At 69.3% G+C, this 25,065-nt stretch carries 23 protein-coding genes, 2 rRNA genes and 1 pseudogene; 24 read left to right on the forward strand and 2 right to left on the reverse strand.

The annotated features are described in order from the left end of the window. Window positions 1–158: 158 nt before the first annotated feature. The 20 genes and pseudogenes from C8D81_RS02310 (at window position 159) to C8D81_RS02395 (ending at window position 19,694) form a co-directional block, all read left to right on the forward strand. Window positions 159–3,257, forward strand: a 23S ribosomal RNA gene (locus tag C8D81_RS02310). 103 nt (window positions 3,258–3,360) lie between these two features. Further along, window positions 3,361–3,477 (forward strand): 5S ribosomal RNA (gene rrf / locus C8D81_RS02315). Window positions 3,478–3,587: 110 nt separating this feature from the next. Beyond that, a complete protein-coding gene (locus C8D81_RS21155) occupies window positions 3,588–3,728 on the forward strand; it encodes a hypothetical protein (protein WP_172421667.1) in 141 nt (46 codons plus the stop codon). A 78-nt stretch (window positions 3,729–3,806) separates the two neighbouring features. Then, window positions 3,807–4,226 carry a hypothetical protein gene (locus C8D81_RS21160; protein WP_208109074.1) on the forward strand — a complete coding sequence of 140 codons (420 nt, stop codon included), beginning with the start codon at window positions 3,807–3,809 and terminating at the stop codon, window positions 4,224–4,226. Further along, window positions 4,223–4,945: a hypothetical protein gene (locus C8D81_RS21165; RefSeq protein ID WP_094356197.1), complete on the forward strand. Its 723-nt coding sequence runs from the start codon at window positions 4,223–4,225 to the stop codon at window positions 4,943–4,945. Before C8D81_RS21160 ends, C8D81_RS21165 begins: the two co-directional genes overlap by 4 nt. Next, window positions 4,942–5,937 carry an HAD-IIA family hydrolase gene (locus tag C8D81_RS02325; RefSeq protein ID WP_094356196.1) on the forward strand — a complete coding sequence of 332 codons (996 nt, stop codon included), beginning with the start codon at window positions 4,942–4,944 and terminating at the stop codon, window positions 5,935–5,937. The genes C8D81_RS21165 and C8D81_RS02325 overlap by 4 nt, the downstream gene beginning before the upstream one ends. 20 nt (window positions 5,938–5,957) lie before the next feature. Continuing rightward, the gene (locus C8D81_RS02330) at window positions 5,958–6,170 is read left to right on the forward strand and encodes a hypothetical protein (protein ID WP_094356195.1); all 213 of its coding nucleotides are present in this window, start codon (window positions 5,958–5,960) and stop codon (window positions 6,168–6,170) included. Window positions 6,171–6,173: 3 nt separating this feature from the next. After that, window positions 6,174–6,935 carry a TlyA family RNA methyltransferase gene (locus C8D81_RS02335; RefSeq protein WP_094356194.1) on the forward strand — a complete coding sequence of 254 codons (762 nt, stop codon included), beginning with the start codon at window positions 6,174–6,176 and terminating at the stop codon, window positions 6,933–6,935. Then, complete coding sequence (locus tag C8D81_RS02340) at window positions 6,916–7,878, forward strand: NAD kinase (RefSeq protein WP_094356193.1); 963 nt, start codon at window positions 6,916–6,918, stop codon at window positions 7,876–7,878. Before C8D81_RS02335 ends, C8D81_RS02340 begins: the two co-directional genes overlap by 20 nt. Next, window positions 7,875–9,623: a DNA repair protein RecN gene (gene recN / locus C8D81_RS02345; RefSeq protein ID WP_094356192.1), complete on the forward strand. Its 1,749-nt coding sequence runs from the start codon at window positions 7,875–7,877 to the stop codon at window positions 9,621–9,623. Before C8D81_RS02340 ends, recN begins: the two co-directional genes overlap by 4 nt. Before the next feature lie 11 nt (window positions 9,624–9,634). Continuing rightward, complete coding sequence (locus tag C8D81_RS02350; RefSeq protein ID WP_094356191.1) at window positions 9,635–11,392, forward strand: CTP synthase; 1,758 nt, start codon at window positions 9,635–9,637, stop codon at window positions 11,390–11,392. Continuing rightward, a complete protein-coding gene (locus C8D81_RS02355; protein WP_229119385.1) occupies window positions 11,385–12,104 on the forward strand; it encodes an NUDIX domain-containing protein in 720 nt (239 codons plus the stop codon). The genes C8D81_RS02350 and C8D81_RS02355 overlap by 8 nt, the downstream gene beginning before the upstream one ends. Beyond that, entirely contained in the window at window positions 12,085–13,032 is a 948-nt protein-coding gene (xerD, locus tag C8D81_RS02360) for a site-specific tyrosine recombinase XerD (protein WP_094356190.1), read from the forward strand. The genes C8D81_RS02355 and xerD overlap by 20 nt, the downstream gene beginning before the upstream one ends. A gap of 347 nt (window positions 13,033–13,379) precedes the next feature. Continuing rightward, a pseudogene (locus C8D81_RS02365) lies at window positions 13,380–14,231 on the forward strand (ParA family protein); the annotation flags it as partial. Between the two features lie 2 nt (window positions 14,232–14,233). Further along, a complete protein-coding gene (locus C8D81_RS02370) occupies window positions 14,234–14,566 on the forward strand; it encodes a hypothetical protein (protein WP_407644061.1) in 333 nt (110 codons plus the stop codon). Next, on the forward strand, window positions 14,563–15,456 hold the full coding sequence (locus C8D81_RS02375) for a segregation and condensation protein A (RefSeq protein ID WP_172421668.1): 894 nt from the start codon (window positions 14,563–14,565) through the stop codon (window positions 15,454–15,456). The genes C8D81_RS02370 and C8D81_RS02375 overlap by 4 nt, the downstream gene beginning before the upstream one ends. Next, window positions 15,449–16,198, forward strand: a complete 750-nt coding sequence (gene scpB, locus C8D81_RS02380) for an SMC-Scp complex subunit ScpB (protein ID WP_094356187.1) — start codon at window positions 15,449–15,451, stop codon at window positions 16,196–16,198. Before C8D81_RS02375 ends, scpB begins: the two co-directional genes overlap by 8 nt. Continuing rightward, a complete protein-coding gene (locus C8D81_RS02385; RefSeq protein WP_094356186.1) occupies window positions 16,195–16,941 on the forward strand; it encodes a pseudouridine synthase in 747 nt (248 codons plus the stop codon). Before scpB ends, C8D81_RS02385 begins: the two co-directional genes overlap by 4 nt. 124 nt (window positions 16,942–17,065) lie before the next feature. Continuing rightward, window positions 17,066–18,508, forward strand: a complete 1,443-nt coding sequence (pafA, locus tag C8D81_RS02390; protein ID WP_094356185.1) for a Pup--protein ligase — start codon at window positions 17,066–17,068, stop codon at window positions 18,506–18,508. Window positions 18,509–18,626: 118 nt separating this feature from the next. Then, the gene (locus C8D81_RS02395) at window positions 18,627–19,694 is read left to right on the forward strand and encodes an FKBP-type peptidyl-prolyl cis-trans isomerase (protein WP_094356184.1); all 1,068 of its coding nucleotides are present in this window, start codon (window positions 18,627–18,629) and stop codon (window positions 19,692–19,694) included. 38 nt (window positions 19,695–19,732) lie between these two features. On the opposite strand, the gene gluQRS is transcribed toward C8D81_RS02395, so the two are convergent. Then, window positions 19,733–20,665: a tRNA glutamyl-Q(34) synthetase GluQRS gene (gene gluQRS / locus C8D81_RS02400; RefSeq protein ID WP_094356262.1), complete on the reverse strand. Its 933-nt coding sequence runs from the start codon at window positions 20,663–20,665 to the stop codon at window positions 19,733–19,735. 86 nt (window positions 20,666–20,751) lie between these two features. Between gluQRS and C8D81_RS02405 the strand changes: the two genes are divergently transcribed. Together C8D81_RS02405 and C8D81_RS02410 are read left to right on the forward strand one after the other, a co-directional pair. Beyond that, window positions 20,752–21,732, forward strand: a complete 981-nt coding sequence (locus C8D81_RS02405) for a helix-turn-helix transcriptional regulator (RefSeq protein ID WP_094356183.1) — start codon at window positions 20,752–20,754, stop codon at window positions 21,730–21,732. Further along, entirely contained in the window at window positions 21,729–22,721 is a 993-nt protein-coding gene (locus C8D81_RS02410) for a helix-turn-helix transcriptional regulator (RefSeq protein WP_094356182.1), read from the forward strand. The genes C8D81_RS02405 and C8D81_RS02410 overlap by 4 nt, the downstream gene beginning before the upstream one ends. A 229-nt stretch (window positions 22,722–22,950) precedes the next feature. On the opposite strand, the gene C8D81_RS02415 is transcribed toward C8D81_RS02410, so the two are convergent. Then, window positions 22,951–23,688 carry a sulfite exporter TauE/SafE family protein gene (locus C8D81_RS02415; protein ID WP_094356181.1) on the reverse strand — a complete coding sequence of 246 codons (738 nt, stop codon included), beginning with the start codon at window positions 23,686–23,688 and terminating at the stop codon, window positions 22,951–22,953. A 181-nt stretch (window positions 23,689–23,869) separates the two neighbouring features. On the opposite strand from C8D81_RS02415, the gene tatA reads away from it, so the two are divergent. Both tatA and tatC read left to right on the forward strand, forming a co-directional pair. Then, window positions 23,870–24,187 carry a twin-arginine translocase TatA/TatE family subunit gene (gene tatA / locus C8D81_RS21895; protein WP_407644062.1) on the forward strand — a complete coding sequence of 106 codons (318 nt, stop codon included), beginning with the start codon at window positions 23,870–23,872 and terminating at the stop codon, window positions 24,185–24,187. A gap of 3 nt (window positions 24,188–24,190) precedes the next feature. Then, window positions 24,191–25,051, forward strand: coding sequence for a twin-arginine translocase subunit TatC (tatC, locus tag C8D81_RS02425; protein WP_094356179.1), 861 nt, complete (start codon window positions 24,191–24,193; stop codon window positions 25,049–25,051). Window positions 25,052–25,065 lie beyond the last annotated feature (14 nt).

Consider the following 25,065-nt stretch of genomic DNA (forward strand, 5'->3'; position numbering starts at 1 on the left):
GGTGGAGCGGCCGGCCCGAGCACGCTGTTGGGTCCTGAAGGGTCGTTCGCGTAAGCGACAACTCTTCTGCGGACCACCGATCAGCACCCAAGGGTGTTGGTCCTGGTACCGCCCGTATCTTGAGAACTTCACAGTGGACGCGAGCATCTTTGTAGTAACAACAAGCTACTAAGGGCAATCGGTGGATGCCTAGGCACCAAGAGCCGATGAAGGACGTTGTAACCTGCGATAAGCCCCGGGGAGCTGGTAAACGAGCTTCGATCCGGGGATCTCCGAATAGGGAAACCTCGAAAGAAACCGGAGTAATGTCCGGCGACCCCTGCCTGAACACATAGGGCAGTGGGAGGGAACGTGGGGAAGTGAAACATCTCAGTACCCACAGGAACAGAAAACAACCGTGATTCCGTAAGTAGTGGCGAGCGAACGCGGAAGAGGCCAAACCGCATCTGTGTGATAGCTGACAGGCGTTGCAGTTGCGGTGTAGTGGGGCCGCTCCGACCAGGCTGTTGACTGGTCAAAGAGTCAAAAATGATCACCGAAGACGAAGCACTTTGGGATAGTGCGGCACAGAAGGTAACACCCCTGTAGTCGTAACGTGATCACTCTTGAGCGTCACCCCAAGTAACACGGAACCCCTGAAATTCCGTGTGAATCCAGCGGGACCACCCGCTAAGCCTAAATACTCCTTGGTGACCGATAGCGGACAAGTACCGTGAGGGAAAGGTGAAAAGTACCCCGGGAGGGGAGTGAAATAGTACCTGAAACCGATTGCCTACAATCCGTCGGAGCCCGTAAGGGTGACGGCGTGCCTTTTGAAGAATGAGCCTGCGAGTTAGTGGTACGTCGCGAGGTTAACCCGTGTGGGGAAGCCGTAGCGAAAGCGAGTCCGAACAGGGCGAGTGAGTGGCGTGCTCTAGACCCGAAGCGGAGTGATCTATCCATGGCCAGGTTGAAGCGACGGTAAGACGTCGTGGAGGACCGAACCCACCTAGGTTGAAAACTGGGGGGATGAGCTGTGGATAGGGGTGAAAGGCCAATCAAACTCCGTAATAGCTGGTTCTCCCCGAAATGCATATAGGTGCAGCGTCGCATGTTTCTTGCCGGAGGTAGAGCACTGGATAGTCTAGGGGGCCCATAAGCTTACCGAAATTAACCAAACTCCGAATGCCGGCAAGTGAGAGTGCGGCAGTGAGACAGTGGGGGATAAGCTTCATTGTCGAGAGGGAAACAGCCCAGATCACCAACTAAGGCCCCTAAGCGATAGCTAAGTGGAAAAGGATGTGGAGTTGCGCAGACAACCAGGAGGTTGGCTTGGAAGCAGCCACCCTTGAAAGAGTGCGTAATAGCTCACTGGTCAAGTGATTCCGCGCCGACAATTTAGCGGGGCTCAAGCTATCCGCCGAAGTTGTGGCATTCACACAATAACCTGATTTCGATCCAGGTGTGTGGATGGGTAGGGGAGCGTCGTGTGCGCGACGAAGCGGCGGGGTGACCCAGCCGTGGAGAGCACACGAGTGAGAATGCAGGCATGAGTAGCGAATGACGGGTGAGAAACCCGTCCGCCGAATAACCAAGGGTTCCAGGGTCAAGCTAATCTGCCCTGGGTAAGTCGGGACCTAAGGCGAGGCCGACAGGCGTAGTCGATGGACAACGGGTTGATATTCCCGTACCGGCGTACAAACGCCCCTGCCGAATCAGGTAATGCTAAGCATGGAAGGTCGTGGACGTCTTCGGACTGAAGCGACTGACTCTGTGACCCAAACTTGTACTAGGCAAGCTGCGGAGGGACGCAGGAAGGTAGCTCATCCCGGGCGATGGTAGTCCCGGGCTAAGTGTGTAGGGCGAGACGTAGGCAAATCCGCGTCTCATGCGCCTGAGACATGACGGCTGGGTGGGATACGTCCCATCGAGTGAGTGATCCTATGCTGCCTAGAAAATCTTCGTGAGCGAGTTTGTAAGCCGCCCGTACCCCAAACCGACTCAGGTGGTTAGGTAGAGAATACCAAGGCGATCGAGATAATCGTGGTGAAGGAACTCGGCAAAATACCCCCGTAACTTCGGAATAAGGGGGGCCTGACACGTGACGAGACTTGCTCTTCGAGCGTTGAGGGCCGCAGAGACCAGGGGAAAGCGACTGTTTACTAAAAACACAGGTCCGTGCCAAGTCGCAAGACGATGTATACGGACTGACTCCTGCCCGGTGCTGGAAGGTTAAGGGGAAGTGTTAGCTTCGGCGAAGCACTGAACTTAAGCCCCAGTAAACGGCGGTGGTAACTATAACCATCCTAAGGTAGCGAAATTCCTTGTCGGGTAAGTTCCGACCTGCACGAATGGAGTAACGACTTTCCTACTGTCTCCACCACGAACTCGGCGAAATTGCACTACGAGTAAAGATGCTCGTTACGCGCAGCAGGACGGAAAGACCCCGGGACCTTTACTATAGTTTGGTATTGGTGATTGGTGCAGCTTGTGTAGGATAGGTGGGAGACTTTGAAGCATTCACGCCAGTGAGTGTGGAGTCAACGTTGAAATACCACTCTGGTTGCTCTGGTTATCTAACCTCGATCCGTTATCCGGATCAGGGACAGTGCCTGATGGGTAGTTTGACTGGGGCGGTCGCCTCCCAAAAGGTAACGGAGGCGCCCAAAGGTTCCCTCAGCCTGGTTGGCAATCAGGTTTTGAGTGTAAGTGCACAAGGGAGCTTGACTGTGAGAGAGACATCTCAAGCAGGGACGAAAGTCGGGACTAGTGATCTGACGGTGGCATGTGGAAGCGCCGTCACTCAACGGATAAAAGGTACCCCGGGGATAACAGGCTGATCTTGCCCGAGCGTCCATAGCGACGGCATGGTTTGGCACCTCGATGTCGGCTCGTCGCATCCTGGGGCTGGAGTCGGTCCCAAGGGTTGGGCTGTTCGCCCATTAAAGCGGCACGCGAGCTGGGTTTAGAACGTCGTGAGACAGTTCGGTCCCTATCCGCTGCGCGCGTAGGAGTCTTGAGAAGAGCTGTCCTTAGTACGAGAGGACCGGGACGGACTAACCTCTGGTGTGCCAGTTGTTCTGCCAAGAGCACGGCTGGTTGGCTACGTTGGGAAGTGATAACCGCTGAAAGCATCTAAGCGGGAAGCACGCTTCAAGATGAGGGCTCCCACTCTTTGTGAGTTAAGGACCCCGGAAGACCACCGGGTGATAGGTCGGATGTGGAAGTGCAGCAATGCACGGAGCTGACCGATACTAATAGTCCGAGGGCTTGTTCCTACAAAGGTGCTACGCGTCCACTGTGAGGTTCCCGAGATACGGTCGGGAAACCGCCGCCACAACTAGCTTGTGGCCTGGTCGGTCCGACACATCTCAATAGAGTTTCGGTGGCCATGGCGAGGGGGAAACACCCGGTCCCATTCCGAACCCGGAAGTTAAGCCCCTCAGCGCCGAAGGTACTGCACACGGGAGTGTGTGGGAGACTAGGACGTCGCCGGACAACACAACACCTCTGGGTGGCTCATTCGTGAGCCACCCAGAGGTGTTTTTGCGTCTCCGGACGCTTTGCACACAGCCGGGCGCTCCGGCAGGATTGGCAGGTGGCAGAAAATGAACGCCGTGGATCCGGCGGCAGCAGCGACCGGCCCCGAGGCCGCGGAGGGCGGCCCGGTGGGCCGCAGGATCGGCGGTCCGGTGGTGGTCGACCTGGCCGCGACGGTGATCGCCGGCCCGCCGGCCGCGGTCGCATAGACCGCCGGGAGGACGGCTCGGACGGACGCCGGGGTTCTGGTCGCCCGAGCGGGGAGCGTCGCCAGGACGATCGGCGTCGTGATGATCGTGGCCGGGACGATCGGCGTCGAGATGACCGCGGGCGGGATGATCGCCGTCGAGATGACCGCGGCCGGGATGATCGCCGTCGAGATGACCGCCGTCGAGATGACCGCGGGCGGGATGATCGCCGTCGAGATGACCGCGGCCGGGATGACCGGCGTCGAGATGATCGTGGCCGGGACGATCGGCGTCAAGACGACCGGCGTCGGGATGACCGGGGTGACCGACGGCAGGGTGGCCGGCCGCAGGGCGACCGGGACTTCCGACGCGGTGCTGATCGCCCGGACCGATTCCGCGAGGGCTCGCGCCCCGAAGCTGCCGAGAACGATCGGATCACCCGCGGTCTGGTCCGTACCCCGGAGAACGAACCCGACCTCCCCGAGGATCTCGATCTGCGTCAGCTCCCGCGCGGGGTGAAGGCCGAGCTGCGGGGTCTGCCGGCCGATCTCGCCGACAGGGTCGGTCCGCGACTGCTCGCCGCCGGGCTGCTGGTCGATGAGGACCCGGAACTGGCGTACGCCCATGCGAAGGTCGCTCGCCGGCTGGCCTCCAGGTTGCCGGTGGTACGCGCCGCGGTCGCCGAGACCGCCTACGCCGCCGAGGATTACGCCGCGGCCCTCAGCGAATATCGGGCGCTGCGCCGGATGAGCGGGGACGATGAATACCTCGCGGTGCTGGCCGACTGCGAACGTGCCCTCGGCCGCCCCGAGGAGGCGCTGAAGCTCGCCCGCCAGGGCGCGGAGGCCGACCTGGATCCCGGGACCCGGATCGAGTTGCGGATCGTCGAAGCCGGGGCCCGCGCCGATCTCGGTCAGGACGCCGAGGCGCGGCGGCTGCTGCAGAGTGAGATCGCCGCCTCCCGGGGACGGCGGGTTCCCGCCGACAGTGCGGCGCGGTTGCGCTACGCCTATGCCGACCGGTTGCTCGAAGCCGGGGACCGGGAGGCCGCGCACACCTGGTTCGCCGCCGCGGCGAAGCTCGACACCGACGGGGTCACCGACGCCGACGAGCGCGTCGCCCGGCTCGAGGGCCTGGTCATCGACTTCGACGACGCCGAGGAGGCTGACCCCGAGCCCGGGACCGGCGAAACCGGGACCGGTGATGCGGAGGATCGGCCCACGGAGACCGAGGAGTGAGCGCACTCGTCGACGGCCACGATGCGGCGCTGTTCGACCTCGACGGAGTCGTCTATCTGGGCCCGCAGCCGATCCCCGGTGCGGCGGAGGGGATCGCCGCGCTGCGCGAGCGAGGGGTGCAGATCGGCTACGTCACCAACAACGCCGCCCGCACCCCGGCCGCGGTGGCGGCCCACCTGCGCGAACTCGGCGTACCGGCCGAGACCGGTGACGTGGTCACCTCCTCCCAGGCGGGTGCCCGGATGCTCGCCGATCGCCTTCCCGCCGGTTCCCCGGTGCTGGTGGTCGGCACCGACGCGCTGCGCGATGAGGTGCTGGCGGTCGGCATGACACCGGTCACCAGCACCGCCGACCGGCCCGCCGCGGTGATCCAGGGTTATCACCCCGAGTTGCCCTGGCAGCTCATCGACGAGGCCGGCTTCGCCATCCAGGCGGGTGCGCTGTGGGTGGCCACCAATACCGACAGCAATCGGCCCACCGACCGTGGTCTGGTCGCCGGAGCGGGCGCCCAGATCGGTGCGCTCCGGCAGGCCGTCGCCGTCGACCCGGAGGTCGCCGGCAAACCGCACCCGCCGCTGCTCACCGAGACGGTACGCCGACTGGGCGCCACCGACCCGATCTTCGTCGGGGACCGGCTGGACACCGACATCGACGGCGCGGCCGCGGTCGGCATGACCAGCCTGCTGGTGTTCACCGGCGCCCACGGCAAGACCGATGTGGTCGCCGCGACCACCCGCCCCGATCACCTCGGCCTCGGCGTCGGTGCCCTGCTCGAACCGGCCGCCCGGCTCGAGACCGGCGAGGGATACGCCCGCTGCGGCGCGCACACCGCCCGGCGCACCGGTGACACGCTGGAACTGGAGGGGCCGCTGCAGAGCCCGCAGCAGCAGCTGGACGCACTGCGCGCGCTGCTGGGCGTACTGCCGCCGGGCAGCGATCCCACCGAACCCGCGGTGGCCCGGGCCCTGGCACGACTGGACCGGCTGCCATGACCGGAGGAGACGGAGGCGAGATGTCCGACGACGAAACGACGCGGCCCGACCCCACGGTGCCGCCCGCGCCGCGGACCGGGCACGACCAGGTGGACGGGGTGCTGGCCGAGCTGGACGGCCTCGCCGACCAGCCGGTCGCCGAACACCACGACCGGCTGGCCCGCGCCCACGAGGCCCTGCACGGCGTACTCTCCGACGAATCCAGCGATTCCGGGGCGCAGGGAAGCGCCTGAGGCGTGCGCCTGGATGCCGAACTCGTCCGCCGCGGGCTGGCCCGCTCCCGCGGCCACGCCGCCGAACTGATCCGCGACGGCCGGGTCAGTCTGGCCGGTGAGGTGGTACGCCGCCCCGCGGCGATCGTGCCCCACGGCATCGACCCCGTCATCGAGCACGGGGCCGGCGACCATTACGTCTCCCGGGCCGCCGAGAAACTGCTCGGCGCCCTGAACGACACCGGTGCCCGGGTCCCGCCGCGGGTGCTGGACGCCGGATCCTCCACCGGCGGGTTCAGCCAGGTGCTGCTCGAGCGCGGCGCGGAACGGGTCTATGCGATCGACGTCGGCACCGATCAGCTGCATCCGATGCTGCGCGCCGACCCACGGATCAGCGTCCACGAACAGACCAACCTGCGCGACCTCACCCTCGACCACGTCGACGGCGAACCGGTCGACCTGGTGGTCGCCGATGTCTCCTTCATCTCGCTGAAACTGCTGCTCGCCCCGCTGTTCTCGGTGCTCGCACCGGCCGGGGAGGCGCTGCTGATGGTGAAACCCCAGTTCGAGGTCGGTCGGGAACGGCTCGGCAAGGGCGGGGTGGTCCGCGACGAGGCGTTGCGCGAGCAGACCGTCGCCGCGGTGGAGTCCGAACTGGCGGCGTACCGGCGGCGCAGCCGGGGCCGGTTCCGCAGCCGGCTGCCCGGACCCTCGGGCAATGTGGAGTACTTCGTATGGGTGTCCGGAACCGTCGGGGCCACGCCCTATGCTGAGGGCCGTGACTGAGCCCGCAGCCGACCAGCCGACCCGCAGCGTCGCCGTGCTCACCCACATCCACCGCCGGGAGGCGATCGAGGCCGCGGCACGCTGCATCGCCGGGCTGACCGCCCGCGGCATCGTCAGCCGGGTGCCGGCCGAGGACCTGGCCCAGCTCGGTGAACTGCTCGCCGGTTGTGCGGTGCAGGAACTCGACCAGTCCGCCTTCGAGACCGACTGCGAACTGGCCGTCGTCTTCGGCGGCGACGGCACCATCCTGCGCGCGGCCGAATGGGCCGTGCCCCGCGATGTGCCGCTGCTCGGGGTCAACCTCGGCCACGTCGGCTTCCTCGCCGAGGCCGAATCGCACGAGCTCGACCAGGTCGTCACCGCGGTGGTGACGCGCTCCTATTCGGTCGAGGAGCGGATGACCGTGCAGGTCACCGTCCGTGACCGGCCACGCAGCGAGAACGGGCAGACCGTGTGGAGCTCGTTCGCGGTCAACGAGGTGTCGTTGGAGAAGGGCTCGCGGGAGCGGATGCTCGAGGTGCTGGTCGCGGTCGACGACCGGCCGCTGCACCGCTGGGGCTGCGACGGGGTGCTGGTCGCGACCCCGACCGGCTCCACGGCGTACGCCTTCTCCGCCGGCGGCCCGGTCATCTGGCCCGGCGTGGAGGCCCTGTTGGTGGTGCCGCTGCAGGCACACGCCCTGTTCGCCCGCCCGATGGTCCTCGGCCCGACCTCCGACATCACCATCCAGCCGCTGGTCAGCTACGACAACCGCGGGGTGGTCTGGTGCGACGGCCGCCGCTCGGTCGACATCGTCGGCGGGATGGAGGTCGAGGTGCTGCGCAGCGAACACCGGCTGCGGCTCGCCCGGCTCTCGATGGCACCGTTCACCGATCGACTGGTGCGCAAGTTCGACCTGCGCGTCGAGGGCTGGCGCGGTGCCGCGGAAGCCCGGACGCCGTGATCGGCGAGCTGCGGATCGCCGACCTGGGCGTGATCGACGACGCCGTCATCGAACTGGCCCCCGGGCTCAGCGTGGTGACCGGCGAGACCGGTGCCGGCAAGACGATGGTGGTCACCGGGCTCGGGCTGCTGCTCGGCCAGCGCGCCGACTCCGGTGCGATCCGCCGCGGCGCCCGCAGCGCCCGCGTCGAGGGCGTCTTCTCCCGGCTGCCCCAGGGCCTGGCCGACCAGGTCAGCGAGGCCGGCGGGGAGCTCGACGACGGCGAACTGCTGCTGGCCCGCCAGCTCGGCGGCAGTCGCTCCCGCGGATTCGTCGGCGGTGCGGGCGTACCGGTGGCGCAGCAGCAGGAGATCGCCGAACAACTCGTCACCATCCACGGCCAGTCCGAACAGGTACGCCTGGCGGCGCCGGCGCGGCAGCGGGAGATCCTGGATCGGGCGGCCGGGCCGAAGCTGGCGAAGGCGCTGGCCTCGTACCGGGCCGACCACGCCGCCCGCGAAGCGGCCGCCGCCGAACTGGCCGATCTGCGCGACCACGCCCGCGAACGCGCCCGTGAGGCCGACCTGCTGCAGTTCGGCCTGGACGAGATCGAGAAGGTCGATCCGCAACCGGGGGAGGACACCGCGCTGGCCGCCGAGGCGGAGCGACTGCAGGCGGTCGACGATCTGCGGCTGGCCGCGCACACCGCCGTGGTGGCGCTGGCCGGCGATGAGGACTCCATCGACCAGGGGTCCGCGCTGACCGCGGCCGCGACCGCCCGCAAGGCGCTCGAGGGGGCCGCCGCCCAGGACCCCGAACTCGCCGGCCTCGCCGACCGGTCCGGGGAGGTGATGGTGCTCGCCGCCGAGCTCGCCCAGGATCTCTCCGGCTATCTCGCCGGGTTGGAGGCCGACCCGAACCGGCTGGAATGGATCGCCGAACGGCGGGCCGCGCTGCAGGGGCTGACCCGCAAATACGGCGAGACCGTCGATGAGGTGCTCGCCTGGTCCGCCGACGCCGCCGGCCGGCTCGGCGGACTCGCCGCCAGCGACGACCGGATCGAGGCGCTCGCCGCCGAGGTGGCCGCCCTCGACGAGCGGCTCGCGACCCGGGCCGCGGAGTTGACCGCGCTCCGCACGAAGGCGGCCGAACGGCTCTCCGCGGCGGTGTTGACCGAGCTGGCCGCGCTGGCGATGCCGCACGCCCGGTTGGAGTTCGCGATCACCCCGTTGGACCGGCTCGGTCCGCACGGCGCGGACCAGGTGGTGCTGCAGTTCACCGCGAACCCCGGTTCGGATCCCCGGCCGCTGGCCCGGGTCGCCTCCGGTGGTGAGCTGTCCCGGGTCCGGCTGGCCCTGGAGGTGGTGCTGGCCGATGCGGCCGAGCGCACCACGCTGGTCTTCGACGAGGTGGACGCCGGCGTCGGCGGCCGGGTCGCTGTGGAGATCGGCCGCCGGCTGGCCCGGCTGGCCGAGCACCATCAGGTGCTGGTGGTCACCCACCTGGCCCAGGTCGCCGCCTTCGCCGACCGGCATCTGGTGGTGCAGAAATCCTCCGACGGCCAGGTCACCACCTCCGGCGTACGCCAGCTCGACGGCGCCGAACGGGAGGCCGAACTGGCCCGGATGATGGCCGGCATCGACACCAGCGACAGCTCGCTCGCGCACGCCCGCGAACTGCTCACCGAGGCCGGTCAGGCCCGGCCGGTGAAGAAGAAGCGGAGCCGGAGCGCGCGCGATGCGGACGAAATCGGCGATCCGAGATAGGCTGGAACCCCGTGGGAGCCGCCAAGAAAACCAAGCACGTATTCGTCACCGGAGGCGTCGCCTCCTCGCTCGGCAAGGGCCTCACGGCCTCCAGTCTGGGCAGCCTGCTGATCGCCCGCGGGCTGCGGGTGACCATGCAGAAGCTGGATCCCTATCTGAACGTCGATCCGGGCACGATGAACCCCTTCCAGCACGGCGAGGTGTTCGTCACCGAGGACGGCGCGGAGACCGATCTTGACATCGGCCACTACGAGCGCTTCCTGGACGTCAACCTCACCGGCGGCGCCAACGTCACCACCGGCAAGGTCTACTCCCAGGTGATCGCCAAGGAGCGGCGCGGTGACTATCTCGGTGACACCGTGCAGGTGATCCCGCACATCACCGGTGAGATCAAGGACGAGATGCTCGCCATGGAGGGTCCCGACATCGACGTGGTGATCCACGAGATCGGTGGCACCGTCGGCGACATCGAATCGCTGCCGTTCCTGGAGGCCGCCCGGCAGGCGCGCCGCGAGGTCGGCCGGGAGAACGCGTTCTTCCTGCACGTCTCCCTGGTGCCCTACATCGGCCCCTCCAAGGAGCTGAAGACCAAGCCCACCCAGCACTCGGTGGCCCAGCTGCGCCAGGTCGGCCTGCAGCCCGATGCGATCGTCTGCCGCGCCGACCGGGATCTGCCCGAATCGGTGAAGCGCAAGATCGCGCTGATGTGCGATGTCGAGGAGGAGGCCGTCGTCACCGCCTTCGACGCCCCCTCCATCTACGACATCCCCAAGGTGATCCACGCCGAGGGCCTGGACGCCTACGTGGTCCGCAAGCTCGATCTGCCCTTCCGCGATGTCGACTGGACCCGTTGGAACGACCTGCTGGACCGGGTGCACAACCCCACCGACGAGGTCACCATCGCGCTGGTCGGCAAATACATCGACCTGCCCGACGCCTACCTCTCGGTGGTCGAGGCGCTGCGCGCCGGCGGTTTCCACCACAAGGCCAAGGTCAACGTCCGCTGGGTCGCCTCCGACGAGTGCGCCACCCCCGAGGGCGCTCGTGCCAACCTCAGCGACGTGGACGGTGTGCTGATCCCCGGCGGCTTCGGAATCCGTGGCGTGGAAGGAAAACTCGGCGCCCTCCGGTACGCCCGGGAGAACCGGACCCCCACCCTGGGACTGTGCCTCGGCCTGCAGTGCATGGTGATCGAGTACGCCCAGAACGTCGCCGGGATGCCGGACGCCGCCTCCACCGAGTTCGACCCGCAGACCGAGCACCCGGTGATCGCCACGATGGCCGAACAGATCGACATCGTCTCCGGCGAGGGCGACCTGGGCGGCACCATGCGGCTCGGCTCCTACCCGGCCGACCTGGCCCGCGGCTCGATCACCGCCGGCCTCTACGGGGTGCACCGGGTGGAGGAACGGCACCGGCACCGTTACGAGGTCAACAACGCCTACCGCGAGCAGCTGGAACAGGCCGGGTTGCGGATCAGCGGCACCTCTCCCGATTCCACCCTGGTGGAGTTCGTCGAACTGCCCGCCGAGACGCATCCCTTCTACGTCTCCACCCAGGCGCACCCCGAGCTGAAGTCGCGGCCCACCAAGGCCCACCCGCTGTTCGCCGGCCTGGTCCGGGCCGCGATCCGCAACCAGCGCAGCACCCGGTTGTGGGACGAGCCGGAGCACCCGGCCACCGAGCCCGGGACCGAGGAGAGCGACGGCGCGGAGCAGACCGCCGACCAGCAGCAGACCGAGCAGGTGGGAGCCGGCAGCGGTGAGTGAGGACTGGATCCAGCGGTTCCCGCTGCGGCGCGGCGCCGAGGTCGCCGATGTCGGTGAGCACTGGCCGGTCCGCGAGCGCCGGCTGCTCGGCAAGGGGCGCCTGTTCGACTACGTCGGCGATGTCGTGGAGACCCCGTCGGGGGAGACGATGACCCGCGACTGGCTCGACCATGTCGGTGCGGTCGGTGTGATCGCGGTCGACGACGAGTTCAACGTGATCGTGATCGGGCAGTACCGCCACCCCCTCGGTCAGCGGCTCGTCGAGCCGCCCGCCGGACTGCTGGACGTGCACGCCGAGGCGTACCAGCTGGCGGCGGCCCGCGAGCTCGCCGAGGAGGCCGGTCTGGCCGCCAGCGACTGGCGGGTCCTGGTCGACATCACCACCACCCCCGGCGGGGTGAGCGAGACCCTGCGGATGTATCTGGCCACCGGGCTGAGCGCCGCGCCGGCACCGGAGGGGTTCACCCTGCAGGGCGAGGAGGCCCACCTCGACCACTACCGGGTGCCGCTGGCCGACCTCGTCGACGGCATCCTCGCCGGCCGGCTGCAGAGCCCGTCGCTGGTCTCGGGGTGCCTGGCGCTGTGGGCCGCCCGCGACCGCCTCGACGCCCTGCGGCCCGCCGACGCGCCCTGGCCGGCCCGTGACCAGGTCGCCGAACTCCGCGCGGCCGCACCGATCGAGCGCGCCCCCGATGGCGAACACCGCGGTTGAGCGGCTGATCCACGGCTACCTGGACCATCTGGTCGTGGAACGCGGCATGTCCACCCACACGGTGGCCAGCTATCGCCGCGACCTGTTCCGGTACGCCGATTTTCTCACCGAGCGGGGGATCGGTGACCCCGGCCAGGTCACCGCGGCCGACATCACCGCCCATGCCGCCGAGCTGAGCACCGGTGCCCCGGATCGGGCCGCGCTGGCCCCGGCGAGTGTGGCCCGCGCGGTGGTCGCGATCCGCAGCCTGCACCGGTTCGCCGCCGAGGAGGGGATCACCGCCGACAACCCCGCCGCCCAGGTGCAGCCACCGCGCGCCGGCGCCCGGTTACCGAAAGCGCTCAGCCTCAGCCAGGTCGAGGCGCTGCTGGCCGCCCCGGACACCGAGACCCCGACCGGGTTGCGGGATCGGGCGCTGCTGGAACTGCTCTACGGCACCGGTGCCCGGATCTCCGAGGTCGTCGGACTCGACGTCGACGATGTTTCCCGGCTCCTCGGCCCCGACGCCGACGAGGATCTGGGGCTGCGGCTGATCGGCAAGGGCAACAAGGAACGGATCGTCCCGCTCGGCGGGTACGCCCGGCAGGCACTGGACGCCTGGCTGGTCCGCGGCCGCCCCGAGTTCGCGCGCCGCGGCAAGGGGAGCGGGCCCGCGCTGCTGCTGAACGCCCGTGGCAACCGGTTGTCCCGGCAGAGTGCCTGGGCGGTGCTGCAGGCGGCCGCGGCGGCGGCGAAGCTCGAGGTCGAGGTGTCCCCGCACACCCTGCGGCACTCCTATGCCACCCACCTGCTCGACGGCGGCGCCGATGTCCGGGTGGTGCAGGAGCTGCTCGGCCACGCCTCGGTGACCACCACCCAGATCTACACCCTGGTCACCGTCGACCATCTCCGGGAGACGTACCTGACGGCGCACCCACGCGCGTACTAGGCTCGATCAGAACAGCAGTCGCACCACAGTCACGACCAGCAGGAGGAAACCGGGTGTCTTCGCTCGACCAGGATCGGCACGACCCACGGCGGGACGAGCCCGGCTTCGGCGTACGCCCGCAGCCCGTCGACGAACCGGAGACCCTCTTCGACGGAGGCGAGTCGCCCAGCGCGCCGGCCGTCGTCGCCGCCGAGGCCGCCGAGTTCGAACCGGCCGAGACCACCACCGAGATGGCCGAGGAGCAGCGGGAACGCAGCTGGCCCGAGCGGGCGGCGGACGAGCCGACCCCGCCGCGCGTCGAGGACGAGGACTCCGCGGACGAGCAGTCCGAGGACCGCGACACCGGCGCCGAGGAACCACTCGGCCCGACCGGTCGGCCGTTCCCGCAGCTGCCCGAACCCGCCCCGCCGGCCGCCGGGCCGAAGCACGCGCAGATCATCGCCATGTGCAACCAGAAGGGTGGCGTCGGCAAGACCACCACCACGATCAACCTCGGTGCCGCGCTCGCCGAGACCGGCCGCCGGGTGCTGCTGGTCGACTTCGACCCGCAGGGCTCGCTGTCGGTGGGGCTGGGGGTCAACCCGCACACCCTGGAGACCAGCGTCTACAACCTGCTGATGGACCGCGGCACCGACATCGACGAGGTGATCGACGAGACCGTCGTGGAGGGCATGGACATCCTGCCCTCCAACATCGACCTGTCCGCCGCCGAGCTGCAACTGGTCAGCGAGGTCGCCCGGGAACAGATCCTGGCGCGGGTGCTGGACCGGGTCCGGGACCGCTACGACGTGATCCTGATCGACTGCGCGCCGAGCCTCGGGCTGCTCACGATCAACGCGCTCACCGCCAGCGATGGGGTTATCATGCCGCTTGAGTGCGAGTTCTTCGCATTGCGGGGGATCGCGCTGCTCACCGATACTATTTCCAAGGTTCAGGAACGCCTGAATCCCCGACTCCAGGTCACCGGAATCCTCGGGACCATGTACGACGCCCGGACCCTGCACAGCCGCGAGGTGCTGGAACGGGTCGTACAGGCCTTCGGTGACACCGTCTTCCACACGGTGATCCGCAGGACCGTGAAGTTCCCCGAGACCACCGTGGCGGGAGAACCGATCACCACCTACGCATCCTCCTCACCGGGGGCGGAAGCGTACCGAACACTCGCGCGTGAGGTGCTGACGCGATGCCACGCAAAGTAGCAATGCCCGGATCTGCCGAGATCCTCAAGGGGAACGAGCCGGCCGACGGTGAGATGTCGGGCGACTCGCCCGACACGACCCCCCGGCGTACGCCGAAGTCCCGCACCCCGGCCCAACGGGGGAGCGGCCGGGTCCGCCATGAGGACAAGATCACCGTCTATGTGAGCCGCGAGGAACTCGTCCGGCTGGAGCAGGCCCGATTGACGCTGCGGGCCGAGCACGGTCTGGCGGTGGATCGTGGGCGGCTCGTCCGGGAGGCGGTGGCGGCCGCACTGGACGACCTGGCCGAGAGCGGGCCGGATTCGGAGCTGTTGAGCCGGCTCACCGAATCGTGACCGGACCCGCCCCGGGATCGGTCGACGAGAGCACGCCCCCCGCGCCCGAGCGGCCGCAGGACGGATTCACCCTGCGCCTGGACAACTTCGAGGGCCCCTTCGATCTGCTGCTGCAGCTGATCGCCAAGCACAAGCTGGACATCACCGAGGTCGCATTGTCCCGGGTGACCGATGAGTTCATCGCGCACATCAAGGCCGGCGGCGAGGTCTGGGATCTGGAACAGACCAGCCAGTTCGTGCTGGTCGCGGCGACCCTGCTGGACCTGAAGGCGGCCCGGCTGATCCCCAGCGGCGAGGTCGACGACCCCGAGGACCTGGCGCTGCTGGAGGCGCGGGACCTGCTGTTCGCACGCCTGCTGCAGTACCGGGCGTTCAAGGAGGTCTCCGGCTGGCTGGCCGAGGTGCTGGCCGGCGAATCGCTGCGGCATCCGCGTCCCGGCGGGTTGGAGGACCGGTACGCCGGCCTGCTGCCCGAGGTGCAGCTGACCATCACCCCCGAACAGCTGGCCGCGCTGGCCGGGCGGGCGATGGCACCCAAGCAGGCCGTCGAGGTCTCGCTGACCCACCTGCACGCGCCGACGGTCAGCGTCGTCGAGCAGGCCCAGGTGGTCGTCGACCGGCTGCGCCGCTCGCGTACCCTCACCTTCCGCGCGCTCACCGGGGATTCACCCGACCGCGTCACCACCGTGTGCCGGTTCCTGGCGCTGCTGGAGCTGTTCCGCGAACGCGCGGTCTCCTTCGAGCAGCTCACCCCGCTCGGCGAGCTGACGATCCGCTGGACCGGTAGCGATTCCGGCGATCTGGACATCTCCGCCGAGTTCGACGAACCGCCGGGGGAGCAGACCGATCAGCCGGCAGATTCCGAAGCACAGAAGGAGAACGATGACTGACGCCCCCGAGACCGTCACCGAGCAGGACGCGGCGGCCACGGAGACGGACCCCGCAGAGACCGCGCCGGAGGAGACCGCACCGGAGAACCTGAGCGGGGCGATCGAGGCGCTGCTGTTGATGGCCGAGGAGCCGATGGCGGCCGCCACCCTGGCCGAGGCGACCCGCGCGCCGGTGGACCGGGTGATCGAGGTGCTGTCCGAACTGGCCGCGTTCTACGACAGCAGCGGACGCGGGTTCGAGCTGCGGCACGTCGGCGGTGGCTGGCGCTACTACACCCGGGCCGAGCATGCCGAGCTGATCAACCGCTGGGTGCTGGACGGCCAGCAGGCCAAGCTCTCCCAGGCCGCCCTGGAGACCCTGGCGGTGGTGGCCTACCTGCAGCCGATCTCGCGGACCCGCGTCGCCGCGGTACGCGGGGTGAGCGTGGACGGGGTGATGCGTACCCTCACCGCCCGCGGCCTGATCGAGGAGGCCGGCCACGATGAGGAGACCGGTGCGCTGCTGTTCCGCACCAGCGACCTGTTCACCGAGAAACTCGGCCTCACCTCGCTCAACGAGCTGCCCGCGCTCGCGCCCTACCTGCCGGAGGCCGCCGAGCTGGAGGCCGAGCTGAGCACCCTGGTCGAACAGCCCACCGTGCCCGCCGCCAGCACCGAAACCGCGCCGGATACCGAAACCGACCCGGATACCGAAACCACCCCAGATACCGAAACCACCCCCGAGACCGAGGAGACGCCGTGAGCGAGAAGGACGAGGACGGCGTACGCCTGCAGAAGGTGCTCGCCCAGGCCGGGGTCGCCTCCCGACGGGCCGCCGAACAGCTGATCGCCGACGGCCGGGTCGAGGTGAACGGCAAGCTGGTGATCGAACAGGGCGTCCGCGTCGATCCGGAACGCGACACCATCCGCGTCGACGGGTCCCGCATCCCCTCGGCGCGCCGGCAGGTCTATCTGGCGCTGAACAAGCCGCGCGGGGTGATCTCCACCATGGAAGACCCCGAGGGCCGGCCCGATCTCACCGAGTACCTGCCCCGCGGGGTTCCGCGACTGTTCCACGTCGGGCGACTGGACGGTGAGACCACCGGGTTGCTGCTGATGACCAACGACGGGGAACTGGCCCAGCGGCTGTCCCACCCCTCCTACGAGATCGCCAAGACCTACCTGGCCGAGGTCGAAGGTGTGATGGACAACCACGCCCTGAAGCGCCTCGAGAAGGGCGTCACCCTCGAGGACGGCAAGGTCAGAGCCGACAAGATCAAGCTGGTCTCCCGCAGCCCGCACACCGAACGCACCCTGCTCGAGGTCACCCTGCACTCGGGTGCGAATCGGGTGGTACGCCGGATGCTGGACTCGGTCGGGCATCCGGTGCGCAAGCTGTCCCGGATCGCCTTCGGCCCGGTACGCCTGGGGCGGCTCCCGCTGGGGGAGACCCGCGAGCTCACCCGCGAGGAACTCGGCAAACTCCTCGACGCCGCGCAGATGTAACACCCCTTCCGCGATCCAGCGAACCTTGAGTGCATCCCGCGGGCCCTGCAGGGAGAGGGAAATGTACGCGGGATTCGATGGATCGCGGACGGGCCGCGGGGCACCTCCTGCGTAGACTCGCGGGATGGAGCAACCCTTCCTCACCCGGCGGATCTACGGTCTGGAGACCGAATACGGCGTGTCCTGTTCCACGCCGGGGCAGCGCCGGCCCAGTCCCGAGGAAGTCGCGCGTACCCTGTTCCGCTCGGTCGTCGCCTGGGGCCGCTCCAGCAATGTCTTCCTGCGCAACGGGGCTCGGCTCTACCTCGATGTCGGCTCGCATCCGGAGTACGCCACCGCCGAGTGCGATGCGCTGGCGGATCTGATCGCCCAGGACCGGGCGGGGGAGACCCTGGTCGACGACCTCGGCGTACAGGCCACCGAACGGATGCGGGCCGAGGACGCGCCCGAGGCGCAGGTCTATCTGTTCAAGAACAACACCGACTCGCACGGCAACTCCTACGGCTGCCACGAGAACTACCTGATCGCCCGGAACCGCGACTTCGCCCCGCTGGCCCGGGTGCTGATCCCGTTCCTGGTGTCGCGGCAGCTGATCTGCGGGGCCGGGAAACTGCTGCCCGGCGGCAGCTATGTGCTCTCCCAGCGGGCCGCGCACATGTGGGACGAGGTGTCCTCGGCCACCACCCGGATGCGGCCGATGATCAACACCCGCGACGAGCCGCACGCCGACCCCTCCAGGTTTCGCCGGCTGCACGTCATCGTCGGCGACTCCAATCCGTCGGAGACCACCACGCTGCTCAAGGTCGGCGCCACCGAACTGGTGCTGCGGCTGGTCGAATCCGGCGCCGCACTGCGCGACTTCAGCGTGGAGAACCCGACCCGGGCGGTCCGCGAGCTGTCCCGCGACCTCTACGGGCGGACCCCGGTGCCGCTGGCGAACGGTCGCACCATCACCGGACTCGAGTTGCAGCGGGCCTACCTCGACGCGGTCACCGACCAGGTCGAACGCACCGGTGACCCGGGCCCGGCGTTGACCCGCGTCCTGGAGCTGTGGCGCCGGGTGCTGACCGCGCTGGAGGCCCGCGACACCGACGACCTGGCTCGCGATGTGGATTGGGTGATCAAGCAACGACTGTTGCAGCGGTATGCCGACCGGCACGGACTGTCCTGGGACGACCCGCGGATCGCCCAGCTCGACCTGGCGTACCACGATCTGCGGCCGGGCCGCGGCCTGCACCAGATCCTGCGGGAACGCGGCCAGGTGAGCACCGTCGTCGACCCGGACACCGTCCGCCGCGCCCGGAGCGTCGCCCCGCAGACCACCCGGGCCCGGTTGCGCGGCGAGTTCGTCACCGCCGCCCAGGAGGCCGGCGCCGACTACACCGTCGACTGGACCACCTTCAAGGTCAACGAGCCGCCGGCCCGGAGCTGGCAGACACCCAGCCCGGTCACCGGGGCGCCGCTCTATTCACCGGTGCTGTGCACCGACCCGTTCGCGGCCGCCGACGACCGGGTGGAGTCGCTGCTCAGCGCGCTCCGCCCGCCCGCCGAATCGCCGGCGAGCTGATCGGCGCCGCGTCGGACTTCGGTCCGGGCCGGATTCTGGCTCCGATCGGGTACCGTTGGCCGCCGGGTGCCGCCGTGCGCCCAGCCGTTGCAGAGAACGACCGAAAGCCCGAGGAACTGTGATCCGTCGTCCGCGTGGACTCACCCCCGCCAAGCTGTTCGCCGCCCCCGCGCTCGCCGCGCTGCTGGTGCTGTCGGCCTGCTCCGGAAACCAGCCCGCCGATCCGGCCAGCGCGAGCCCGTCCGCGGCACCGAGCGCAGAGGCCACGCCGACCCCGGCGACCGAGCCGACGCCGACCCCGAGCGCCAGCCCGACCCCGGATCCGGTGAAGACCACCCCGGCCACGAACCTGGACGCGATCAAGGTCGAGGGTGAGCCGAACAAGGAACCGAAGGTCACCTTCCCGGCGCCGTGGGGCATCGCGGAGACGACGACCAAGGTGCTCACCCCGGGCAACGGGCCGAAGCTCAACGACAACAGCACCGTCGAGGTCAACTACTACGGCGTGAACGGCCGGACCGGGCAGAAGTTCGACGACTCGTTCTCCCGCGGCCAGACCGCCACCTTCCCGCTCGGCCAGGTGGTGCCAGGCTTCAAGAAGGGCCTCAGCGGCCAGCAGGTCGGCAGCCGCGTCCTGATCGCGATGCCCGGCAAGGACGGTTACGACCAGGCCGGCGGCAGCCAGCAGGCCGGGATCGAGGTCGGTGACACGCTGATCTTCGTCGTCGACATCGTCGCCACCCCGCTGGAGGCCGCCCAGGGTGAGCCGGTGCCGCCGAAGGAGGGCCTGCCGACCGTCGAGATGGTCGACAACAAGCCGAAGGTGACCATCCCCGCCGGCGCCCAGCCGCCCGCGCAACTGGTCACCCAGCCGCTGATCAAGGGCACCGGCAAGCCGGTCCAGCCCAGTGACACCATCACCGCTCGCTACCAGGCCGTCACCTGGGACGACGGGAAGGTCGTCGAGGACACCTACGGCAAGGACCCCGAGCAGGGGCCGCTGACCAGCCTGGTACCAGCCTGGCAGGAGGGTCTGGCCGGGCAGCCCGTCGGCAGCCGGGTGCTGATCGTCTCCCCGCCGGACAAGGCGTACCCGGCCGATCCCTCGGCCGCCACCCCGAACCCGTCCGCCGGCAAGACCGTCGTCTACGTCGTCGACATCCTCTTCGCCACCGCCGGTCAGTAGGGGGCGCGCACCCCTCGTCGACACGCTCGCTGCGCGAGCTACTCGGGGAACGTGGGGTTCAACCCGGTGAAGACCACCGGATCCAGTGGCGTGCTGGCCGGGTCGAAGCGGTCCCGCAGCAGGGCCAGGTCGACTCGGTCACCCGGTGCGGCCAACCCCAGCGAACGACCGATCCAGGCGAGCACCTCGGCGGTGTCATGGCCCTCGGCCGCCAGCTCGGCGAGCCCGACCGCGCCATCGCGCTTGGCCAGGCGTACGCCGCGGGCATTGACCACCAGCGGGACGTGCGCATAGTCCGGCACCGCACCGCCGAGGCGTTCGGCCAGCCAGGCCTGCCGGGGCGCGGAGGAGAGCAGGTCGTCGGCGCGCACCACCTGGTCCACGCCCATCGCCAGATCATCGACCACGACCGCGAGGTTGTAGGCCCATACGCCGTCGGCCCGGCGCAGCACGAAGTCGTCGACGACCCCGGAAACCTCACCGTGCAAGAGATCGCGGACGCTCATCCGCACCCCGTCGGCGCGTACCCGCAGCGCCGCCGGGCGCTCTCGGCGTCGCGCGGCGCGTTCGGGTTCGGTCAGCTCCCGGCAGGTGCCCGGATAGGGCCGGTACCCGTCCGCGTGCGGGGCGCTGGCCGCCTCGGCGATCTCCCGGCGGGTGCAGAAGCACTCGTAGACGGCCCCGCCGAGCCGGTCGGCCGCGTTGGCGTACGCGGTCAGCCGCTCGCTCTGCCGCACCACCGGGCCGTCGAACCGCAGCCCGAGCGCGGCCAGATCGGCCAGTTGCTGTTCGGTCACCCCGCCGGCGGCGCGGACCCGATCGGTGTCCAGATCCTCGACCCGCAACCGCAACGCGCGCCCGGAGGCGTGCGCGAACAGATCGGCCAGCACCGCGGTCCGCAGATTGCCGACGTGCAGCTGGGAGGTCGGACTGGGTGCATAGCGGCCCGCCCCGGACGCTGCCTCAGGCACCGCGCTCACCTCCCGGATTCGTCGCTCCACCGCTGGTAATCTCCACGATGGCGCAGGCCGGCAGTGGAGAGGGGGAACGGTCCAGCATGGCACCTCGCAAGACCGAACGCATCCTCAACCTGACCATCTGCCTGCTCGCCGCGCCCCGATTTCTCAGCAGGGAACGGATCCGCCGCACCGTCGAGGGTTACAGCGGGCTCACCGACGGCGCCTTCGAGCGTACCTTCGAACGCGACAAGGACGAGCTGCGCCGACTCGGGGTACCGGTCGAGGTGGGCAGCAACTCCGCCTTCGAGGACGAGGTCGGCTACCGCATCTCGCGCACCGACTTCGAGCTGCCGCCGGTCGAGTTCACCGCCGAGGAGGCCGCCGTGGTCTCGGTCGCCGGGCAGGTCTGGCAGCAGGCCAACCTGGCCGAGTCGACCCAACTGGCGCTGGCCAAGCTGCGCGCCGCCGGGCTCGCCACCGATACCGGCCGGCTGGCCGCGCTGGCGCCCACGGTGACCGCGCGGGAGGCCGCCTTCGAACCGCTCTACCAGGCCGTCGTGGACACCACCCGGGTCAGTTTCGGCTATCGCCGCGGCGGCGCCGGTGAGGTCGTCGAGCGGACCGTCGAACCCTGGGGAATCGTTTCCCACAAGGGAAACTGGTATCTGATCGGGCACGATCTGGATCGGGACGCGACCCGGATGTTCAAGTTGGCCCGGATCACCGACACCCCGCGCCTGGTCTCGGCCGCCGGGGCGTACACCGTGCCCGAGGTGGACCTGCGCGAGCTGGCCGGCACCCTGGAGCCGGCGCCGGCGACCCACCGGGCGGTGCTCGCGATCCGCGCCGAGCAGGCCCCCGGGCTGCGTCGCGGCGCCGAGCCGGCCGAGGTGGACGCCGCCCTGGCCGGCCGGCTGCCGACCGGTTTCGACGTGCTGGCGGTCGGGTACGCCGCTGCGGACGATTTCGCGGCCCAGCTTGCCGGGTACGGTGCCGATGTGCTGGTCCTCGAACCGGCCGAGCTGCGGGACCGGGTCCGCGGGCTGCTGGCCGCGGTCGCCGACGGGGGAGCGTCATGAGCAGCGGCACCGCGCTGGAACAGCTGACCCGCCTGCTGTCGCTGGTGCCCTATCTGCAGCGGCACCAGGGGGCCAGGCTCGACGATGTGGCGGCGGCGTACCGGGTCACGCCCGAACAGCTGCGCGCCGACCTGGGCGTGCTCTACATGTGCGGACTGCCGGGATTGCTGCCCGGGGACCTGATCGAGATCGACATGGAGGCCGTCGACGGGCGCGGTGTGATCTATCTGAGCAACGCCGACTACCTGTCGCAGCCGCTGCGGCTGGCCGCCGATGAGGTGCTGCCGCTGCTGCTCGGGCTGCAGACGCTGCGCGAGGTGGCGACCACCGAGGTGGCCGGCACCATCGATGCAGCGCTGGGCAAACTGCAGGGCCTGGCGGGGGAGTCGGCCGCGGCCGCCGACCGGGTCAGCGTCCGGGTGCAGACCGCGGCCGAGGAGATCCGGCAGGCGATCAGCGACGCGCTCGCCGAGGGCCGCCGGCTGCGGCTCGGGCACGATTCGACCAGCCGCGGTCGCAACCTGAGCCGGGTGGTCGACCCGGCCCGGCTCCGGGTGGACAACGGCTACGCCTATCTGGACGCCTGGAGCGAGGCGCCCGCGGGGGAGCCGGGGGCCGAGCCCGGGTGGCGCAGTTTCCGGCTCGACCGGGTGACCTCGGCCGAACTGCTCGACGACCCGGTGCGTGAGCATCCCGGGGAGCCGGACGGCAACGACTGGCTCGCCCGCCTCGGCGCGGCGCCCGAGGTCACGCTCGCGCTGAGCCCGGCCGCCGCCTGGGTCGCGGAGTACCACCCGGTGGAATCGGCGACCCAGACCGACGACGGGGGTGTCGAGGTACGCCTGAAGGTCGCCGACCCGACTTGGTTGCGTGGGCTGCTGCTGCGCCTCGGCCCGGACGCCCGGGTGCTCGCCCCCGCCGAGGCCGCCGACGGCGCCCGCGCCGCCGCCCGCGAGGCCCTGGACCGGTACGCCGACCTCTTCGACTGACGTCCACGCTCCTCGATTAACCCGGCATGCGCAGCGAAGCGGAGCAATGCCGGGTGTGCCGAGAGGTGTGGGGATTCCCGGTTCTCGCATCAAACTTCGGTTCTCGCACGGCACACCATGCGAGAACCGAAGTCCGGTGCGAGAACCGGCGGGCAGTGGAGTGTGGCGCTCATCTCGACACGCTGGCCCGGCTCCGCTTCGCTCCGCCGGGCCAGCTACTCGATGAGCGTCAGTTCAGCGCGAGCCAGACGGCGAGGCCGAGGCCGCAGAGGGCGACGCCGACCCGCAGCACCCGCTCCGGGAAGAGCTGCTGCACCAGCGGCCCGAGGTTCCCACCGAGCAGGCAGCCCAGCCCGAGGGCCAGCGCGGCCAGCCAGTTCACCGGGGCGACCAGGGCGAAGGTGATCGCCGCGACCAGGTTCGAGACGCCGAGCAGCAGCGACTTCCACACCATCGCCCGATGGAAGGGCATCGTGGTCAGGATCGCGGTCACGGCGAGATAGATCGTGCCCGCCCCGGCGCCGAAATAGCCGCCGTAGACCGAGATCGCCAGCATCGTGACCAGGTACACCACCGGGCGCGGCCGGTCGCCGCTGAGCCGGCGCAGCCACGGCTGGGCCAGCAGGGCCAGCGAGGCCGCCACGATCAGCAACGGCACCACCCGCTCGAAGGTGCCCTCCCCGGCGTACAACAACAGCAGTGCACCGCCCAGCCCGCCGATCGCCACCACGACCACCTGCGCAACCAATTGGCGCCACTGACCGGAGACCTGCCGTCCCGCCCGGGCGGTGGAACCGATCCCGACGCCGACCAGGCCCAGGGTGTTGCTGACATTCGCGGTCAGCGGCGACAGCCCGGCCGCCAGCAGGGCGGGGTAGCTGACCAGCGACGCCAGGCCGGTGAGATAGCCGACCAGGCCCGCACCGACCCCCGCCAGCAGCAGCCAGCAGAAGGTGGCGATCGTCATCACCCGCCGACCCTAGGCCGCCGCGCATCCGGCGGCTCGCGGTGGTCGTGGGTTGGGACGCCACACCGGCGTGTCTAGGATTGGCGTGTGGTCCCCAGGCGGGGCACGATGGGGATGCCCCGCAACGGGGCATCCGACGATGCGGGGTCGCAAAGGATCCCGCCGAACGCAAGGATGTGCGATGACTCCCATGGCCCTGTTCGGGCTCGGCGTTCCCGAGCTGCTGATCATCCTCGCGGTGGTGCTGCTGCTCTTCGGCGGCACCCGGCTGGCCGGTATCGGGCGCAGCAGCGGCCGTGCGATCCGCGAGTTCAAGGAAGAGACCAAGGGTCTCAGCGAGGACGAGAAGGCCGGCAAGGGCGGTGCGACCGCCGCGGGCGCCAGCACGCCGAAGGCGGGCCCGACCGAGCCCCGCGGGCTCGACAAGCCGGCCACCGGCCAGCGGGACGAGGTGGTCGACGCCGAGGTCGTGGACCGCAACCCGGATGACCTGCGCTGATCGGTGGCGATCAACGTGGCCGGCCGGCGGCTGAGTCTGGCCTGGCTGAAACCACCTCCCGTCCCGCCGGACGGGAACATGACGCTGTTCGAGCACCTGCGCGAGTTGCGCTACCGGTTCGTGGTGGCCGCGGTCTGGATCGTGCTCGGGATCGCGATCTGCGCGTTCTTCTACCAGACGCTCTATGAGTTCCTGCTGCAGCCGTACAACCTGGCAGCCATCGATCTGAAGGCGACCCGCCCGGACGCCAACACCGAGGTGGTGAACATCGGCGTCGCTGCTCCGATGACGCTGGCGATGAAGATCGTCGGGATCGCGGGCCTGGTGCTCACCGCGCCGTTCTGGCTCTATCAGCTCTGGGCGTTCATCGCCCCGGGTCTGCTGGCCAAGGAGAAGAAGTGGGCGGTCATCTTCGTCGGCGCCGCCACCCCGCTCTTCCTGTCCGGGGTCGCCATCGGCTACTGGGTGATGCCGAAGGGCATCTCGGTGATGCTCAGCTTCACCCCGCAGAGCGTGCCGGTCACCAACATGCTCGACATCCAGTATTTCCTCACCTTCCTGATCCGGCTGATGCTCGTCTTCGGCATCGCGTTCCTGCTGCCGGTGGTGCTGGTGGTGCTCAACCTGGCCGGCATCCTCAGCGGTGCACAGCTCGGCAAGGCGCGGCAGTACGCCATCTTCGGCTGCTTCGTCTTCGGTGCGGTCGCCACCCCCTCCACCGACCCGTTCTCGATGCTGGCCCTGGCGCTACCGATGGCCGTGCTCTACCTCATCGCCGAACTCATCTGTCGGGCCAACGACCGGGCGCGACGCCGGCGCGGTGATGTGGCCCCCAGCGACGCGGCTCCGCGCGACGCGGCCTGACAGCGGTTCCCACC

The sequence above is a fragment of the Enemella evansiae genome, assembly GCF_004362375.1.
GTDB classification, from domain to species: domain Bacteria; phylum Actinomycetota; class Actinomycetes; order Propionibacteriales; family Propionibacteriaceae; genus Enemella; species Enemella evansiae.